The sequence below is a fragment of the Marinobacter sp. genome (genome assembly GCF_041690615.1).
Classification (GTDB): domain Bacteria; phylum Pseudomonadota; class Gammaproteobacteria; order Pseudomonadales; family Oleiphilaceae; genus Marinobacter.
This window is the reverse complement of record NZ_JAWLGY010000032.1, coordinates 1-17,648: the sequence shown is the minus strand read 5'-3', so window position 1 is coordinate 17,648 and position 17,648 is coordinate 1. Positions and strand designations below refer to the sequence as shown.

Annotated in this window: 13 protein-coding genes and 1 riboswitch; of the genes, 8 read left to right on the top strand and 5 right to left on the bottom strand. The window is 60.7% G+C overall.

What is annotated here, in order from left to right; all coding sequences use genetic code 11:
- Window positions 1-113 precede the first annotated feature (113 nt).
- The gene (locus tag ACESMZ_RS16310) at window positions 114-1,574 is read left to right on the top strand and encodes a protein adenylyltransferase SelO (protein WP_372972994.1); all 1,461 of its coding nucleotides are present in this window, start codon (window positions 114-116) and stop codon (window positions 1,572-1,574) included.
- Between the two features lie 296 nt (window positions 1,575-1,870).
- On the opposite strand, the gene ACESMZ_RS16305 is transcribed toward ACESMZ_RS16310, so the two are convergent.
- On the bottom strand, window positions 1,871-3,385 hold the full coding sequence (locus ACESMZ_RS16305) for a fumarate hydratase (protein WP_372972987.1): 1,515 nt from the start codon (window positions 3,383-3,385) through the stop codon (window positions 1,871-1,873).
- A 220-nt stretch (window positions 3,386-3,605) separates the two neighbouring features.
- Here ACESMZ_RS16305 and ACESMZ_RS16300 point away from each other — a divergent pair, with 220 nt between their 5' ends.
- Window positions 3,606-4,379: an enoyl-CoA hydratase gene (locus ACESMZ_RS16300; RefSeq protein WP_372972986.1), complete on the top strand. Its 774-nt coding sequence runs from the start codon at window positions 3,606-3,608 to the stop codon at window positions 4,377-4,379.
- Between the two features lie 58 nt (window positions 4,380-4,437).
- Here ACESMZ_RS16300 and ACESMZ_RS16295 read toward each other — a convergent pair whose 3' ends face one another.
- Together ACESMZ_RS16295 and rmuC are read right to left on the bottom strand one after the other, a co-directional pair.
- Window positions 4,438-5,295 (bottom strand): hypothetical protein, encoded by an 858-nt coding sequence (locus tag ACESMZ_RS16295; protein ID WP_372972985.1) that lies wholly within the window; start codon window positions 5,293-5,295, stop codon window positions 4,438-4,440.
- Entirely contained in the window at window positions 5,279-6,841 is a 1,563-nt protein-coding gene (gene rmuC, locus ACESMZ_RS16290) for a DNA recombination protein RmuC (protein WP_372972993.1), read from the bottom strand. Before rmuC ends, ACESMZ_RS16295 begins: the two co-directional genes overlap by 17 nt.
- Before the next feature lie 367 nt (window positions 6,842-7,208).
- Here rmuC and ACESMZ_RS16285 point away from each other — a divergent pair, with 367 nt between their 5' ends.
- From ACESMZ_RS16285 to ACESMZ_RS16275, 3 genes are read left to right on the top strand one after another with little or no spacing between them, the layout of a single operon-like run.
- A complete protein-coding gene (locus ACESMZ_RS16285; RefSeq protein ID WP_372972984.1) occupies window positions 7,209-7,994 on the top strand; it encodes an ATP-dependent zinc protease in 786 nt (261 codons plus the stop codon).
- A gap of 10 nt (window positions 7,995-8,004) precedes the next feature.
- A complete protein-coding gene (locus ACESMZ_RS16280) occupies window positions 8,005-9,522 on the top strand; it encodes an inactive transglutaminase family protein (protein ID WP_372958754.1) in 1,518 nt (505 codons plus the stop codon).
- Complete coding sequence (locus tag ACESMZ_RS16275; RefSeq protein WP_372972983.1) at window positions 9,519-10,466, top strand: alpha-L-glutamate ligase-like protein; 948 nt, start codon at window positions 9,519-9,521, stop codon at window positions 10,464-10,466. Before ACESMZ_RS16280 ends, ACESMZ_RS16275 begins: the two co-directional genes overlap by 4 nt.
- 125 nt (window positions 10,467-10,591) lie before the next feature.
- On the opposite strand, the gene ACESMZ_RS16270 is transcribed toward ACESMZ_RS16275, so the two are convergent.
- The gene (locus tag ACESMZ_RS16270) at window positions 10,592-12,184 is read right to left on the bottom strand and encodes a BCCT family transporter (RefSeq protein WP_372958756.1); all 1,593 of its coding nucleotides are present in this window, start codon (window positions 12,182-12,184) and stop codon (window positions 10,592-10,594) included.
- Window positions 12,185-12,472: 288 nt separating this feature from the next.
- A riboswitch (TPP riboswitch) is annotated at window positions 12,473-12,567 on the top strand.
- A 69-nt stretch (window positions 12,568-12,636) separates the two neighbouring features.
- Between ACESMZ_RS16270 and thiB the strand changes: the two genes are divergently transcribed.
- The 3 genes from thiB to ACESMZ_RS16255 are packed head-to-tail and all read left to right on the top strand — an operon-like array spanning window position 12,637 to window position 15,926.
- Window positions 12,637-13,650, top strand: a complete 1,014-nt coding sequence (gene thiB, locus ACESMZ_RS16265) for a thiamine ABC transporter substrate binding subunit (RefSeq protein WP_372958757.1) — start codon at window positions 12,637-12,639, stop codon at window positions 13,648-13,650.
- A gap of 1 nt (window position 13,651) precedes the next feature.
- Window positions 13,652-15,295 (top strand): thiamine/thiamine pyrophosphate ABC transporter permease, encoded by a 1,644-nt coding sequence (gene thiP, locus ACESMZ_RS16260; RefSeq protein ID WP_372972982.1) that lies wholly within the window; start codon window positions 13,652-13,654, stop codon window positions 15,293-15,295.
- Window positions 15,288-15,926 carry an ATP-binding cassette domain-containing protein gene (locus ACESMZ_RS16255; protein WP_372958759.1) on the top strand — a complete coding sequence of 213 codons (639 nt, stop codon included), beginning with the start codon at window positions 15,288-15,290 and terminating at the stop codon, window positions 15,924-15,926. The genes thiP and ACESMZ_RS16255 overlap by 8 nt, the downstream gene beginning before the upstream one ends.
- 35 nt (window positions 15,927-15,961) lie before the next feature.
- Here ACESMZ_RS16255 and ACESMZ_RS16250 read toward each other — a convergent pair whose 3' ends face one another.
- Window positions 15,962-17,590, bottom strand: coding sequence for an FMN-binding glutamate synthase family protein (locus ACESMZ_RS16250; protein WP_372958760.1), 1,629 nt, complete (start codon window positions 17,588-17,590; stop codon window positions 15,962-15,964).
- Window positions 17,591-17,648: the final 58 nt, after the last annotated feature.

Below are 17,648 nucleotides of genomic sequence, written 5' to 3'. Positions count from 1 at the left end.
AGAAAAGCAGGTTCCGTACCAGCGACCCCGTTCGCCCCGGTACTTACCCGTAGTACATCCACCAGTATAGGAGGAGAATGGCCCACAGCCAGTCGGCACCGGCCAGTTCCCTTATGACAGCATTCAGCGGCATACAGACAACCCGGCGGTACCTTGAATTGCCGGACACTTTCTATAGCCACGTTCAGCCCACGCCCCTGTGCGGCGAAGTCACTCTGGTGCATTTCAATAAGGACCTGGCCAGGGAAATGGGCCTGTCGGTGGAAAGCCCCGAGGACTGGACGGATATCGGCGCCGGGCGTGCCCTGCTGGAAGGCATGGAGCCAGTGGCCATGAAATACACCGGTCACCAGTTCGGCATGTATAACCCGGAGCTCGGGGACGGCCGTGGCCTTCTGCTGTGGGAGACACAGGATCCGGACGGCCGCATTCGCGACTGGCACCTCAAAGGCGCCGGACAGACCCCATACTCCCGCTTTGGGGACGGCCGGGCGGTACTGCGCTCCACCCTTCGGGAATACCTGTGCAGTGAGGCCATGCATTACCTGGGCATTCCGACGACCCGGGCGCTGTTCCTGGTGTCCTCCGACGAGCCGGTGCGCCGGGAAACCATCGAAACGGCAGCTGCGCTGGTACGGGTGGCGGACAGCCATATCCGTTTCGGTCATTTCGAATACGCCGCCAACCACCTTGGGCCGGAAGCGGTCCGGACCCTGGCCGATCACACCATTGGCTATCATTTCCCGGAGCTGGCCGAGCTGCCCGAAGCCGAACGCTACCCGGCTTTCTTTGGCGAGGTGGTGCGGCGTACCGCCCGTACGATCTCACAATGGCAGGTAGTGGGCTTCTGCCACGGGGTAATGAACTCCGACAACATGTCCATCATCGGCGACACCTTCGATTACGGACCCTATGCGTTCCTTGATGATTTCGACGCCCGCTATATCTGCAACCACACCGACCAGGGCGGTCGCTATGCGTATAACCGGCAGCCGGAAATCGGCTTCATCAACTGCCAGTACCTGGCCCACGCCCTGTCGTCGCTGATCGACACCGACGACCTGCGTCGGGGTATGCGGGAATACGAGACCACCTATAACACCGTCTTTCCGGCACTGATGCGGGAAAAACTCGGCTTGTCCGGGGAAGGCGAGGACGACCAGGGTCTGGTCATGGACACCTTCAGCATGCTCCATGAGCACAGCGTTGACTACACCCGGTTCTTCCGGGGCCTGTCTACCCTGCCCTCCCGGGGGCCAGCCCCGGTAAGGGACCTGTTCGTGGACCGCGGTGTGGCGGATGCGTGGCTGGAGCGGTACCGGGAACGCCTGGATAGCGAATCACAGACGCCAGAGGAACGGGAACACGCCATGTGCCGGGTGAACCCGAAATACATACTGCGGAACTACCTTGCCCAGCAGGTGATTGAAGCGGCGCGGGAGGGAAATTATGCGCCCCTGGACGAATTGCTGACGGTACTGAAATGGCCCTTTGACGAACAGCCGGAGTACGAGCGCTATGCGCAGGTGCCGCCGGACTGGGGGCGGCGTATGAGTATCAGTTGCTCGTCGTGAGTTGGGGCCCGAAGGACTGAGAGTTTTTTTGCCCCCCCGGAACCACGCCCTTCGACAAGCTCAGGGCGAACGGGGTAAGTCAACTCCGCTCACCCTGAGCCTGTCGAAGGGTGCTACTATCTCCGACAGCCTTGGGCCTGTCGAAGGACCTGCACCAGCCCAAAGGTGCTTACCAACTCCGCTCACCCTAAGCCCGTCGAAGCGCCTGACCCAGCCCTAAGGTGCCTACCAACCCCGCTCGCCCTGAGCTTGTCGAAGGGCGCCTGTCGAAGGGCCGTGGCTTGCGTGACTGAAAATCAAACCGCCTTGGCAGCAATGATCTTGTCGTGCCACTCCACCGGGCCGGTCTGGTGTACAGACGTACCACGGGAGTCCACCGCTACGGTGACCGGCATATCCTCCACCTCGAACTCGTAGATGGCTTCCATTCCCAGTTCCGGGAAGGCAACCACTTCCGCTTTCTTGATGGCCTTGGAGACCAGGTAGGCAGAACCGCCCACGGCCATCAGGTAAACCGCGCCAAATTCACGGATGGCATCGATGGCCACCTGGCCGCGCTCGGCCTTGCCGATCATGCCAGTCAGGCCGGTTTTCTCCAGCATGGTGCGGGTGAACTTGTCCATGCGGGTCGCGGTAGTGGGGCCTGCAGGACCAACCACTTCTTCGCGCACCGGGTCTACCGGTCCCACGTAGTAGATAAAGCGGCCTTTCAGGTCTACCGGCAGCTCTTCGCCCTTCTCGATCATGTCCACCATCTTCTTGTGGGCAGCGTCACGACCGGTAAGCATCTTGCCGGAGAGCAGAACAGTTTCGCCCGGCTGCCAGTCTTTCACGTCTTCCGGAGTAACCGTGTCCAGGTTCACGCGGCGCACGTTCTCGCCGACTTCCCAGGTGATTTCCGGCCAGTCTTCGAGGCTCGGTGGGGTCTGCAGTGACGGGCCGGAGCCGTCCAGCACGAAGTGCGCGTGGCGGGTGGCGGCACAGTTGGGAATGATGGCGACCGGCTTGTTGGCCGCGTGGGTGGGGTAGTCCTTCACCTTTACGTCCAGCACGGTGGTCAGACCACCCAAACCCTGGGCGCCGATGCCCAGCTCATTTACCTTCTCGAACAGTTCCAGGCGCAGCTCCTCAGCCCGGTTGGACGCCCCGCGAGCCTGCAGGTCGTGGATGTCGATGGGTTCCAGCAGGGATTCCTTGGCCAGCTCCATCGCCTTCTCGGCGGTGCCGCCAATACCGATGCCGAGCATGCCCGGCGGACACCAGCCGGCGCCCATCTGCGGAACCATCTTCAGCACCCAGTCCACGACCGAGTCAGACGGGTTCAGCATGGCAAACTTCGACTTGGCCTCGGAACCGCCGCCCTTGGCCGCTACGTGCACCTCTACGGTGTTACCGGGCACCATCTTGTAGTGGATGATGGCCGGGGTGTTGTCCTTGGTGTTTTCCCGCTTGCCGTCCGGGTCCGCCAGCACGGAAGCGCGCAGCACGTTGTCCGGATGGGTATAGGCGCGGCGCACGCCTTCGTTGATGACATCATCCAGCGGCTGGTCGCACTCGAACTTCACGTCCATACCGATATTGACGAACACCGTGACGATACCAGTGTCCTGGCAAATGGGACGATGCCCCTGGGCGCACATGCGTGAGTTGATGAGGATCTGCGCCATGGCATCCTTGGCCGCCTGGGACTCTTCCTTCTGGTAGGCCTCGTATACGCCCTGGATAAAGTCTTTGGGGTGGTAGTAGGAAATAAACTGCAGCGCGTCCGCTACGCTTTCGATCAGGTCGTCCTGGCGGATTACGGTGGTCATAGGCGTCTCATCAATTTCCGGTTGTTCGGTTGGAAGCGCGGCCGGGGAGAGTCAGGAAGGCGCGCCACAAAAACGGCGCACAGTTTACCAGCAGGGTCAGGTTTTATACAGGTATGCTGCTGCTTTGCATCCTCCCGTGGTTCTGGGGTTTAATCCCGACCACGACCAAAGTCGTAGGCCGTCAGCCGGTCACCATAAAAAATGCATAGAGGAGTCCTCCGTGAGCGAACACGTTGTCATTGAAATCCGGGACCAGGTACAGATCGCCCGCCTGAACCGCCCCGACCGCAAGAATGCCCTGAGTCAGGCCATGTACGCCGCGCTGGCGGATGCCATCACCAATGCCGAGAACGACGCCAACATCCGCTGCACGCTGATCACCGGTACCGAGGAATGTTTTACGGCGGGCAACGACCTGTCCGATTTTGCGGCAGGCCCGGTGGGTGACTTCGAGACGTCTCCGGTAGGGCGCTTCCTGTTCGGGATGGCGAGGGCCGAGAAGCCGGTAGTTGCGGCGGTCAATGGCCCGGCGGTAGGCATTGGTACCACCATGCTGCTGCACTGTGACCTGGTGTTTGCCGGTAACAATACGGCGTTCCAGATGCCGTTTGCCAACCTGGGCCTGTGCCCGGAGGGTGGTTCGAGCCTGCTGCTGCCGGAGTGGCTGGGCAGGGTTCGTGCAGCGGAGCTGCTTCTGCTGGGTGGTACGTTCGATGCAACCAAGGCCGCTGAGCTGGGACTGATTAACCGGGTTAGCGAGCCCTCTGCGACCGAATCCGAGGCGTTGGCTGCCTGCGCCCAGTTGGCGGCCCAGCCGCCAGCGGCCGTGCGCGCCACCAAGCGGTTGCTGAACCGTCGGAATACTTCGGAACTGCGGGAGGCGATGCTGGCCGAAGGCGAGTTGTTCGGGGAGCGGCTGAAGTCACCGGAAGCGGCGGAGGCCTTCAAGGCGTTTATGGAGAAGCGGAAGCCGGACTTTTCCTCGTTTTCGTAACGCCTGTTGCAGGCCAGCCCAGGGCTTGCCCCGTCCCCATCAAGGGCGCGTCCTGGCTTCAGTTTCCCCCTGACGGTCTTTGCAACTGCCGGATCAGCTGACCCAGGGTGCTGGCCAGTTGACTGGCCTTGTCGCGGTCATTGCCGAGCCGGAGAAAACGGGAATTGTCACGGGGATCGTAGATCCAGCAGGACTCGGTGGCGTTCTCACATTCCCATTCGATCATTGGACTGATGCCGTAGACTGGCAGGGTGAGCGTGCTCAGCTGGCGACGGCCGTCCTCCCGGCGGCTTTCGCGGAAACTCAGCTCACCGTTGCTGGCGGATACCCGGTAGAGGATATCCGGGCTGCTGCCCTCACGGATAAGGCGGGCATCCCGGCGCCAGCCAGCTTGATCGAACAACCGGTTCAGGCGGGATACCAGGGCGCCCGTATTGGCGACTCCGGCACTCGCGCCCTGCCCCTCCGAAGCAGCGGCACCGGCAGGGGCGATCTCGGCTACCGGTTCGTCACTGCTCTGGTCAGAGCCACCTGACTGGCTGGAGCGCTCTTTCTCAATACGGGTAATGAGCTTCAGGGCCTCCCTGTAGTGTTCACCGTCAGCGCCGGTACCGGCCACGTAGTTTTCCAGGGCGGAGAGGGCTTCGTTGTAGTGCTGTGACCGCGCCATGACCTGGCCCCGGTAGTAGAGATATTCAGCCGGCTTTTCACCTTCGATCCGCTGCAGACGGTTCAGGTACTCCGCCGCCTGCCCCCACTGATCTTCCTGGACGGATTCTTCCACCGCCAGCATCAGGCGCTGGATTTCATGCTCGGGGGGGAGCGCAAGGGCAGCGCCCGCCGAGACCAACAGGGCACCCGCCAGCACCAGTCCGGCCAGGGGTGTTTTGCCCGGTACCTTAATCCTTGAGTACATCGCTTTTCTCCTCGTCCTTACCTGACGGTTGTGCGGGCTGATCATCCTGTGGGTTCTGACCGGCGTCGTTCTGATCGTCCGGGGTCCCCTCCCCGCTCTGGTCAGCCGGCTCATGGGACGGCCCTTGCAGAGGCTCCAGCGCCTCGTCCTCGTCACCGCCGGCGTCCGCCTGGTCAGTGATCGTCCGCGGGAGCTCCTTTTTGACCCGCACGCCAAGTTCAACGAACTTGCTGGCCTGGGAAATCAGGTTTCCACGGCCCCGGGTCAGGGTGTTCATGGCGCCATCGTAGGTGGTCTGCACTGTCTGCAACTGGCTGCCCATTTTATCCATGGCCTCCACGAACACCCGCAACTTGTCGTAGACCGCGCTGGCCCGGTCAGCAATCTTGCGGGCGTTCTGGCTCTGGCGCTCGTACCGCCAGATGTTCTCGATCGTCCGCAGGGTGGCCAGAAGTGTGGTTGGTGTCACTACAATAATCTTTTTCTCGAATGCTTCCGCGAACAGGTTCTCGTCATGCTGGAATGCCGCCACGAAGGCCGGTTCTATAGGCATGAACAGCAGTACAAAATCCGGCGAATGGAGGCCATGAAGCTGGCTGTAGTCCTTTTCACTCAGTGTGCGGATATGTTGCCGAACGGCTTCCACATGGGCCTTGAGATGACTTTCCCGCTCCACTTCACCTTCCTCGGTGACCCACTGCTGGTAGGCCAGCAGAGAGACCTTGGAGTCAACGATCAGGTTACGCTGATCTGGCAGATGGACCACCACATCCGGTCGCAGCAATTGCCCGTCGCCGTCCCGGTAACTGCCCTGGGTGTCGTATTCCACGCCCTTGCGCAGGCCGGATTTTTCCAGCACCCGCTCCAGGATAAGCTCGCCCCAGTTGCCCTGGATTTTCTTGTCCCCCTTGAGGGCCCGGGTGAGGTTGGCCGCCTCTTCGGTAATCTGGCGGTTCAGGTCCTGCAATGACTTGATTTCGCTGCGCAGGGCCTGCCGGTCCTTGGTCTCGGTAGTGTAAACGTCTTCCACCCGCTTGCGGAAATCCTGGATCTGGTCACGGAAGGGGTTGAGCAGGCTGTCCAGGCTGGTGCGGGTCTGTTTGCTGAAGTGCTCGCTTTTCTGTTCGAAGATACGGTTGGCGAGATTTTCAAACTCGTGCTTGAGGGCGTCCCGGTTACGCTCGAGCAATTCCAGCTTCTCGGCAGTGGCCTTGCGCTCCTTGTCGATGGTGACGTCCTGTTCCCGCAGTTTGACCCGGGCCGCCTCAAGCTGGACAGAGATATCCTCCCGCCGGGCCTTCAGTTCGTCCCGCTCATGGATCAGGCTTTCGGCCCGTTTATGTTCGGACTGTTTCTCGGCTTCCAGGGTAGCGCTGCGCTGCTCCAGGGTACTGGCCTGGCTGCGCCAGTATTCAACACGATGCTCCAGTTCCCGCAGCTGCTCCGACAACTCCCCTGAACGGGCTTCTGCCTGCTCCAGCCGCTGGCGCTGAAGTTCCAGGTCGTGGCCGGTGCGTGCCAGTTCATGGTCCGATTTCTGTTGCATCTCCCGCGCCTCGGCCAGCCGGCGTCGGACGCTTCTCAGCTGGAGCCCCAGGGCAAGCAAAAGGATAATAAGTACAACAACGATTGCCAGCGCGACCGGCTGACCGATAATCTGTTCCCACAACGGCTTCAAGGCGACGTTCTCCTGCGATCTCCGGGCCTGTGCTTTTCATCAACTTACGGTTGCCAGTACTATACGCGAATTCCTCAAAGCTGTAGCCGGCAGTGATGTTTGGTCAGCAAATGCCGACCAACCCGGCTACGGTAGTCACCGAGCGCCCGCCACTGGCCATCGTGACGTTACCGTAAACCCGAACGAGGGACCGTTCATGTATAATCCGCGCGACCCGGACAGTCAGAGAGATCCCATGTTGTCGACATCCAAATCGCTTGCAGCCCCCCTGCTTGCCCTGGCCACCCTGCTATCCGGCTGCGCTGCAGACTCGGTGCTGGTGGACCGCTATGACATGCAGGGGCTTCAGGCATCGGTGGCAGGCCAGAATGCTGACCTTGATTACCTGAAAACCACCGGTGACCGCCACCACCAGGAGCTCACCGAGCTCCACAGTGAGTCGACCCAACAGATCATCGATACCATCACCAGGCAGGTGAAACCGCCCGAGTGCCCGCCGGCACCCAAGGCTCCGGTGTGTACCATCGATGCCTCGAAAGACACGGGCACCAGTGACCGGGTCAAGGGCAAGCTGGTTGTCGGGGAGGTGGAAAAGGCATTCCTGGTTGGCCCGAACTTTATCTATGACGCCCGCGTCGACAGCGGTGCCGAAACCTCTTCCATGGACGCCCGTAACGTTCGCCGGTTCGAGCGGGACAGCCAGGAGTGGGTACGCTTTGACATCCCGGTACCCGGCAAGGACGACACGTTCGAGACCCTTGAGCGCGAGGTGGTCCGCAACGTGCGAATTATTCAAGCGAACGAGCAGGACCACGAGCGAAGGGCGGTCGTTGAACTCCAGTTCCGCATCGGGGACCACGAACAGAAAGCCGAGTTCACCCTCAGTGACCGCGCCCACCTCACCTACCCCCTGTTGATTGGCCGGAACATTCTACGGGACGTCATGCTGATCGACGTAGGCAAGGAATACAGCACCGAACTGCCCCGCTCCATTCGCACCGGCTCCACGCGGAACAACTGAGGGCCCTGTCTTGAAACAGCGTTCCCGCTTTCCATTCTACCTCGCCATTTTTTTGCTGATCGCCGCCGGCATTGCCCTGGCGGTGACCCGGCATGTGCAACTGGGCATCCCCTGGCTGGCAGGGGAACAGAAGCCGGTGTGGATGGTGGAAGCCCGCATCGATTTCGAGGCCACTGGTGAGGAAGTACTGGTCAGTCTGAACGTGCCGGACAATCCCCCCGGATTCCGGGTACTGTCGCAACAGGCCGCGTCCCCCGGCTATGGTTTTTCGCTGATCGAGGATTCCGGTGACCTGCGCGCGGAATGGAGCATACGCCAGGCAGAAGGTCCGCAGACCCTGTACTTCAACGTACAACTGACACCTGACGGATCCAGCGATGGCGACGTCAGAACCATCGCCCCGGACCCCCAGCCAGTGTTCTGGGAGGAGCCGCAGGCGACTGCCGTCGCCGAGGTGCTGGAGCAGGCTGCCGCCAAGTCCGCCAGCCCGGAGAGCATGACCCGCGAGCTGATCAAGCTGATGCAGGCCTCCGAACCCGACCAGAACATCGCCTTGCTGCTGAACAACAACCCCTATGTCACCATGGTACAGCGCATGCTGAACCATGCCGGCATTCCGGCCCGGGTGGCTGATGGGCTGAAACTGGAAGACGCCCGCCGTCTTCAGCCCCTGCGGCCCTTCCTGCAGATCCATAACGGTGAGCGCTGGCTGACCTTTCACCCCGAAACCGGCCAGCAAGGGGTACCGGATAACGTGGTGCTGTGGCGCCAGGATGCAGACTCCCTTCTGGATGTCATGGGCGGTGAAGACTCACAGATCAGTTACTCCATGCTTCAGCAGACTGTCCCTGCCCTGCAACTGGCCACCCGTGAAGGCAGCGGCAACGGCCTCGGCTTTCTGAGCCTTTATGAACTGCCCATTGAGGAACAGGGCATGTTCCGCATGTTGCTGTTGCTACCACTGGGGGCCCTCGTGGTCGCCTTTATGCGGATTATTATCGGCGTCCGCACCTCCGGCACCTTCATGCCGGTTCTGATTGCGGTGGCCTTTGTACAGACCTCGCTGATTCCGGGCCTGGTGGCCTTCCTGTCCGTGGTTACGGTGGGACTGCTGATGCGGGGTTACCTGTCGAGCCTCAACCTGCTGCTGGTGGCCCGGATATCCGCACTGATCATCCTGGTGATTGCCATCACCACCGGCATCAGCATTGTCGGTTACCAGATGGGCTTCAACACCGGCATGACCGTCACCTTCTTCCCGATGGTGATTCTGGCCTGGACCATCGAACGTATGTCCATCCTGTGGGAAGAGGACGGCGCCCGGGAAGTTCTGACCCAGGGCTTCGGCAGCCTGTTCGTGGCAGTACTGGCCTACCTGCTAATGGATGCACCGCTTGCCCGGCATCTGACCTTCAACTTCCCCGAGCTTCACCTGGTGACATTCGGACTGGTGCTGTTAATGGGTCAGTACACTGGCTACAAGCTGACTGAACTGCGGCGGTTCAGCCCGGTGAGGAATTTTTCATGACGGCCTGGATATCGCCCTTTCGCCTTCGCAAGGCCGGTATCCTGGGGATGAACGAACGCAATGTGTCGTACATCGCCCGCTACAACGATCGGCGCGCCTATCCGCTGGTGGACAACAAGCTCAAGACCAAGTTGCTGGCGGAAGAGTTTGATATCAAAACCCCCCGCCTGCGGCAGGTGGTCCGGCAGCAGCACGAAATCAGCCATTTCAGCGACATGGCAGTGGACCTGGAAGGGTTTGCCATCAAACCCTCGAAAGGCTCCGGGGGCAAGGGCATTACCGTGATCCAGCGCCGGGAGGGAGACCAGTACGTCAAGGCGTCTGGCGCCCATATCACCCTGGGCTACCTGGAGCGCCACCTGAGTAACATCCTCGCCGGGCTTTACAGCCTGGGGGGCACGCCAGATGTGGCTATTGTCGAGGACCTGGTGCGACCCACTGCCCTGCTCTCGAAGTTCTCGTTCCAGGGGGTACCGGACATCCGCATCGTGGTATTCCAGGGCTACCCGGTGATGGCCATGCTGCGGCTTTCCACCAAAGCATCTGACGGCAAGGCGAACCTGCACCAGGGGGCGGTAGGCGTGGGCCTGGACATTGGTTCAGGCGATGCGCTCAACGCGGTGCAGTTCAATCGCCAGATCTTGCTTCACCCGGACACTGGCCTGCCGGTAAGTGACATCCACCTCGATGACTGGGACACCATGCTGGTGATGGCCGCCCGTTGCTACGAAGCGACCGGCCTGGGCTATATCGGGGTGGACCTGGTGCTGGATGAAGTGGAGGGTCCGTTACTACTGGAACTGAATGCCCGTCCGGGCCTGGCCATACAGATGGCCAACGGCAAGGGATTACTGCCGAGGCTGAGAAACATTGAAGCCCTCAAGCGGCCCCACTTTACGCCCGAGAAACGGGCGGCCTACGCCATGACCACATTCGGAGCCTGAAACGCGCTCCCTGGCCTGCCTGCCTTTGTCATCTTCACCGGCTCGAAGTACCTGTAAGGAACTGACTGTTCAGGCGTAAAAAAACCGGGGCCGTAGCCCCGGTTCCGTTACGACCTCGACAGGTCCTATAACTTGCCCTCTGCCAGCAGCAGTTTGCGCTCGTGGCTGAGGCCTTTGAACAGCCCCCAGCACATTACCAGCAGGATAGCGGTGAATGGCAGACCTGCGCTGATTGCAGTTGCCTGGATAGCCCCCAGGGCGTCAGCACCGCCACCGAAGATCAACGCAGCGGCGATGGCACTTTCCATGACAACCCAGAACACACGCTGGGCAGTCGGTGCGTCGGTCTTGCCGCCGGCGGTGATGCTGTCGATAACCAGCGACCCTGAATCAGATGACGTGACGAAGAACACCAGAACCAGGATGATCCCCACGAACGAGATAATGCCAGTTAAAGGCAGGTTCTCGAACATCTGGAACATGGCCAGCGGAACCTCGCCCAGGCCTTCTGATGCGAGGGTGCCGACACCATTCTGCATCTGATCCAGCGCACTGCCGCCGAAGCCACTCATCCAGAACACCGTGATCACCGTCGGGATAATCAGCACGGCGGTAATGAACTCCCGCACTGTGCGGCCCCTGGAAACTCGCGCAATGAACATACCTACAAAGGGTGACCAGGAGATCCACCAGGCCCAGTAGAACACTGTCCAGGCGTGCATCCAGCCTTCATCATCACGGCCAAAGGGATTGCTCAGTGGCACAAAGTTGGCGACGTAACTGGAACTGGTTAACCAAACGGTTTCGAGGATGGCCATTGTCGGGCCAGCAAAAATGACGAACAGGAGCAGCACTGCAGCCACGATCATGTTGAAGTTACTGAGAACCTTGACGCCGCCGTCGAGACCACGCAGTACCGAAATCAGGGCAACGAACGTAACCCCGGCTATGATCGCCATCTGCACATTGAGGCCAGATGAGATGCCAAACAGATAGTCGAACCCGGAAGCCGCCTGCTGGGCACCAAAACCGAGAGAGGTGGCGAGGCCGAAAATGGTGGCAACTACCGCGAGCACATCTATGATGTGCCCCGGCCAACCCCAGACGCGGTCACGTAACAGCGGAAAAAAAGCTGAACGAATGGTCAGCGGCATGCCCTTGTTGTACGCAAAGAACGCCAGAGACAGCGCGACTACGGCGTAGACCGCCCAAGGATGGAGACCCCAGTGATACATGGTGGAGCCCATTGCCAGGCTACGGGCCTCGGGCGTCTCCGGAGTCACGTTCAACGGTGACATATCCCAGTGCCCGGTGTAGTAGGCTACCGGTTCTGCAACCGCCCAGAACATCAGGCCAATCCCCATGCCAGCTGCGAACAGCATGGCGAACCAGGATAGCCGGGTAAACTCGGGCTTCGCGTCCTGGCCCCCCAACCTTATCTTGCCGACCGGCATAAAGATCAGCGCTATACTGAACACCACAAAAATGTTGGCACTCAGTATGAAGAACCAGTCAAAATTATTGATGATTGCAGTCTTGGTCCCGTCCAGAAGCTCTTTCGCTCCTTCCGGAAAGATCAGTGTGCCCACTACGAATACGACTACCAGAATCGCCGTAATCGGGAACACGGGTGCATGCAGGTCCAGGCCGAACGGATTGATATTGTCCTGGCCTGCCACGTAGTCCGTCTGGTATTCGTCTTTGACAACCTCGCCCACTGTGGAGCCTCCCATAGACTATGGCTTGCTACATTTCACGGGGGGCAGCCCCTCCCGCAACGTTACAACGGCGCAATTTTATTGTTTTGAACTCTAAGAATCAAAAAAGCTTTGAATTCCCATTGAATTACCGGACGCCGAAGCAGATATGGCCATCGCCTGCAGTCTGCCCGGGCCAGCAATGTGAAGAATAGTACAGGTTAAGGAAATCATCCTTTAGAGACTGACAAAACCCTGTCACAAACCGGTTACTGATCTGGCACCGCAGGTCTCACCGGGTTATGCTGCCAACACTCAACGGGGTGCCCCTGAACCGGGCTGAGACCATACCCGCAGAACCTGATCCGGACCATGCCGGCGAAGGGATTGAGCCAGCACATGACGTCCTGTCAGCTAACCTCTCCTGCGCTCTGGTCACCCCGATAACCTGAATCGCCACGCCAGGAATACCAATGATGAACGTCCGCCAGATGTTGCGCACAGCACCGATTTTGCTGGGTCTGCTTGCAGTGCACCAGGCATACGCCGAACCGGTGCTGACGGTTTACACCCACCCGTCCTTTGCCGCGGAATGGGGTCCCGGACCTGCCATCAAGGAAGCATTCGAGGAGCGCTGCAACTGCCAACTGCGGTTCACCGTGCTGGACAGTGGCGGAGCCATTCTCCAGCGCCTGAGACTGGAAGGCGCCGGAACCAGCGCTGACCTGGTCCTGGGGCTGGATACGTCCACTATGGAAACTGCCCGGGCAACCGGCCTGCTGGCTCAACACGAGTTGTCACTACCGGAGCTGTCACTGCCGGTGGACTGGCAGGACCCGGTTTTCGTGCCCTATGACTGGGGTTACTTTGCGTTCGTCTACGATACCGAGCAGATCGACAATCCCCCCGAAAGCCTGGAAGCCCTGGTGAACGCCCCGGACGACCTGAAAATTATCATCCAGGACCCGCGCACCAGTACCCCCGGGCTGGGTTTGCTGCTGTGGATGAAACACGTCTTCGGTGACCAGGCTGACGAGCGCTGGCAACAATTACAAGGCAAGATTCTTACCACCACCCAGAGCTGGAGTGATGGCTACTTCTCACTGTTCATGAACGGAGAAGCGCCCATGATCCTCTCCTACTCCACCTCACCGGCGTACCACATGGCCGTGGACAAAACCGATCGCTACCAGGCCGCCCCGTTCGAGGAAGGCCACTACTTGCAGGTTGAAGTGGCAGCGGTGGTCAACAGCTCAGACCAGAAAGCGCTTGCCCGCGCCTTCCTGGATTTCATGCTGACGCCAAATTTCCAGCGTCACATCCCCCTTAAAAACGTCATGTATCCCGCCATTGACCTGGGCGATGAGCTGCCGGACGTATTTGACCGGCTGATCGAACCCTCCCGGGCCCTGATGTTTCCGCCGGAGGCCCTGAGGGACCATCGCCAGGACTGGGTCAATGAATGGCTGGATGCCATGACCCGCTGAGATGCATGCAGCCACCCACAACTCGCCGCCGCTCGCCCACCGCAACTGGCAACTCGCCCCCGGTCTGGTTTTTTCCGGTCTGATTCTGCTGCTCACAGGCGGCGGCCTGCTGGCGCTGTTCCTCCGGGCCGACAGTGACCTGGCGGCACTCTGGCAAAGCGCGTACCTTCAGGGCGTCATCCGGTTTACCGTCTGGCAGGCCACCCTCTCTGTACTGGGGAGCCTGCTTATTGCTATTCCCGTGGCCCGGGCGCTGGTGCGACATCCGTCATTCCCGGGGCGAAGCGGGCTGCTCCGTCTGATGGAAATGAGTCTGGTAATGCCCTCCATTGTCGCGGTGTCGGGGCTGGTTGCCGTTTACGGGCGTAACGGCTGGCTGGCTGAACTCCTGCAATGGGCTGGTGCTGAATTGCCCTGGAACCTGTATGGCCTGACCGGCATTCTGTTGGCCCATATCTTCTTTAATGCCCCCCTGGCCGCCCGCATCATGGTGCAGACACTGGAGCGGGTTCCCGCGAATCAGCGCCGGGTGGCCAGCCAGCTGGGGCTGGGCAGTTGGCAGCTTTGGCGGGTACTGGACTGGCCGGCCCTGCGCCCGGTATTGCCGGGCCTGGCCGCGCTGGTCTTTTCCCTGTGCTTTACCAGCTTTGCCATCGTGGTCACCCTCGGAGGGGGACCCGGTGCCACGACCATCGAGGTGGCCATCTACCAGGCCCTGCGGTTTGAATTCGACTTCAACCGGGCCGCACTGCTGGCCTGTGTCCAACTGCTGATCTGCGGTGGCCTCTGGTGGCTGGTCTTTCGCCAGAACCGGCACCAGGCGATGCTACCTGATCAGTCGTTATCCGTCGGTGCACATGCTCGCAGGCCCGACAGCACCGGTTGGCGTCGTTCTGCCGACCAGGCCCTGATTGGGCTTTTCGCACTGTTCCTGGCCCTGCCAGTGCTGGCGATCGCATGGCGGGGAATCCCCTGGCTAGCGGGCGAGCTTGTAGATTCTGAGCTGGCACTCTGGGGCGCCACCCTGCGCAGCCTGGCCATCGCCCTGCCCGCCGGAATGCTGGCCGTTGTTCTCACCCTTGCCCTGCTCGCCGCCACTAACGCACTGAAACCGGGACTACCCCGTAGCCTTGCCAGCGTGTCCGGATACCTGCCGTTGATCGTGCCGCCCATTGTTCTGGGAACCGGCCTGTTCCTGCTGATCCAGCCCCGGCTCGGTATCCAGGACTACGGGCTGGCGGTGGTTGCACTGATCAACAGCCTGATGGCACTGCCCTTTACATTGCAGGTGCTGCGGGGCCCATTTCAGGCCAATAGCGGATCAACACTCCGGATCGCCGATCAGCTGGATATCCGGGGCTGGTACCGGTGGCGATGGCTGCAATGGCCCCGGCTGAAACGGCCCGTGACGCTGGCGCTGGGATATGGCACCACCCTTTCCCTGGGCGATTTCGGCGTTATCGCCCTGTTTGGTTCCCCTGCCCAGCCGACCCTGCCCATGGTGTTGCACCAGCAGCTGGGCAGCTACCAGATAGCCCCGGCAACCGGCACCGCCTGCTGGCTTCTGGGGCTTATCACCGCCATTTTCGTTCTGCTTTCCCGCCTGGGCCGTACACCGGGCACATCCGGAGTCAACCATGCTTGAGATCAACGACCTGTTGTTTCGTTATCCTGCCCAGGCCGCTGGCAGCAAGGGATGGCGGTTCAACCTCAATGTACAGGAGGGAGAGTGCGTGGCGCTGAGTGGCCCCAGTGGGTGCGGGAAGAGTACGTTGCTGAATCTGATCGCCGGCTTCCTGACGCCTTCAGGAGGCGCCATACGCTGGCAGGGCCAGAGCCTCTCGGCTTTGCCCCCGTGGAGGCGGCCGGTAACCACGGTGTTTCAGGAGCAGAATCTGTTTGATCACCTCACCGTGGCCGAAAATATGGGACTTGGCCTGCACCCGGGGCTGCGTTTATCACAGCAGCAATGGTCACGGATCGACACCATGCTCGATGCCGTCAGCCTGGGCGACTTCGGCAAACGTCGGGCCGACAACCTCTCGGGTGGCCAGCGCCAGCGGGTAGCCGTGGCACGGGCGCTGTTGAGGCCCCAGCCCATTCTGCTGCTGGATGAGCCCATGACCGGGCTCGATGACGACAACCGGCACACATTGCAGGCGCTGCTCCTGAGGGCCCGCGACCAGGGCAAGACGCTGGTCCTGGTGAGCCATGACGTCCGCGATCGCGAGGTCCTTGCAAACCGTGAAGTGACGGACTTCTACCATCCCTGGTAGCCCCTGGCGGCCATGGGCCGGGGCCTCCCGGCCATTCAACGCAGCTTGGTTTCCCGCAGCTTCAGAATAAACTCCGGGGGATCAAAAGTGTCCGCCCGCGCCACTGGCCAGTACTTGCGGAATACCCCGTGCTCCGGTTCCTCGCCGTTCAGCAACACACCGGGTTCCAGGTACGGATACAGGTCCATATAGGAATGCACGGTGGTCTTGCTGACCCGGCGAACAATGTGCTCGGGCCCGAGTTCCCGGGGGTGGCTCAGGCCGGCGGCTCCGATCAGGTTGGCCAGGGCCCGGACAGTGTTACGGTGAAAGCTGGCTACCCGCACACTCTTGTCCGCCACGTCCAGCTTGCCACCGCGCACTGGATCCTGGGTGGCCACGCCGCTCGGGCAACGGCCGGTATGGCAGTTCAGTGCCTGAATGCAGCCCAGGGCAAACATGTACCCCCGCGCCGCGTTACACCAGTCTGCCCCCAGCGCCAGGATGCGGGCGATGTTGAACGCGGACGTAATCTTTCCTGCGGCCCCGATCGCAATATGTTCCCGCAGATTGGTACCAACCAGGGAATTGTGGACCAGCAGCAGGGCCTCAATCAGCGGCATTCCCAGGCGGTTGATGAACTCCAGTGGCGCGGCCCCGGTACCGCCCTCCCCACCGTCCACTACGATAAAGTCCGGGTGCTTGCCGGTCTCCACCATGGCCTTGACGATGGCGAACCATTCCCAGGGATGACCAATGGCCAGTTTGAAGCCCACCGGCTTGCCGCCGGACAGCTCCCGCAACCGGTCGACGAATTCCAGCAACTCTATGGGGGTGGAGAAGGCGGAATGCCGGGCCGGTGAAATCACGTCCTCCCCCACTGGCACCCCCCTGGCTTCGGCGATCTCCGGCGTCACCTTGGCACCCGGCAGTATCCCGCCATGGCCCGGTTTGGCGCCCTGAGAGAGTTTAATCTCGATCATTTTCACCTGGTCGAGGGTGGCGTTCTCCACAAAGCGTTCTTCACTGAACGAACCGTCCTCTTTGCGACAGCCAAAGTAGCCGGAGCCGATCTCCCAGACCAGATCGCCCCCCGGCTCGCGGTGATACCGGGAAATGGAGCCCTCGCCAGTGTCATGGTAGAAGCCCCCCATCTTCGCTCCTTCATTCAGGGAGCGAATCGCGTTAGCCGACAATGACCCGAAGCTCATGGCAGAGATATTGAATACGCTGGCACTGTAGGGCTTCGCACAGCGGGATCCGATGGTGATGCGGAAATCCGTGTCCTCGATCTCCACCGGCTGTATGGAGTGATCCATCCATTCAAATCCCTCGCCGGACATTTCCAGCTGGGAACCGAACGGACGCTTGTCCAGAATGTTCTTGGCCCGCTGGTAGACAATGGTTCGCTGCTCCCGGGAAAACGGCCGCTCCTCGGTATCCGACTGGATGAAATACTGGCGGATTTCGGGGCCAATGGATTCCAGGAAATAGCGGAAGTGAGCCAGTATCGGATAATTGCGACTGACTGTCCGCTGACGCTGCACCATGTCCCACACCCCAAGCACCAGCAAGCCCAGGAACACCAGTGCGAGCAGGGCAAACCCCGGAGACCAGAAAACAAGGGGCACAGTGAGCACCAAACCAATAACACTCGCCATCAGCGCGCTGTAACGCAACGGCATGGACCAGCGGGAAACCTTCAAAGCAGACTCCGGATTTTTCAGGGTTTGTTAGAGTGCG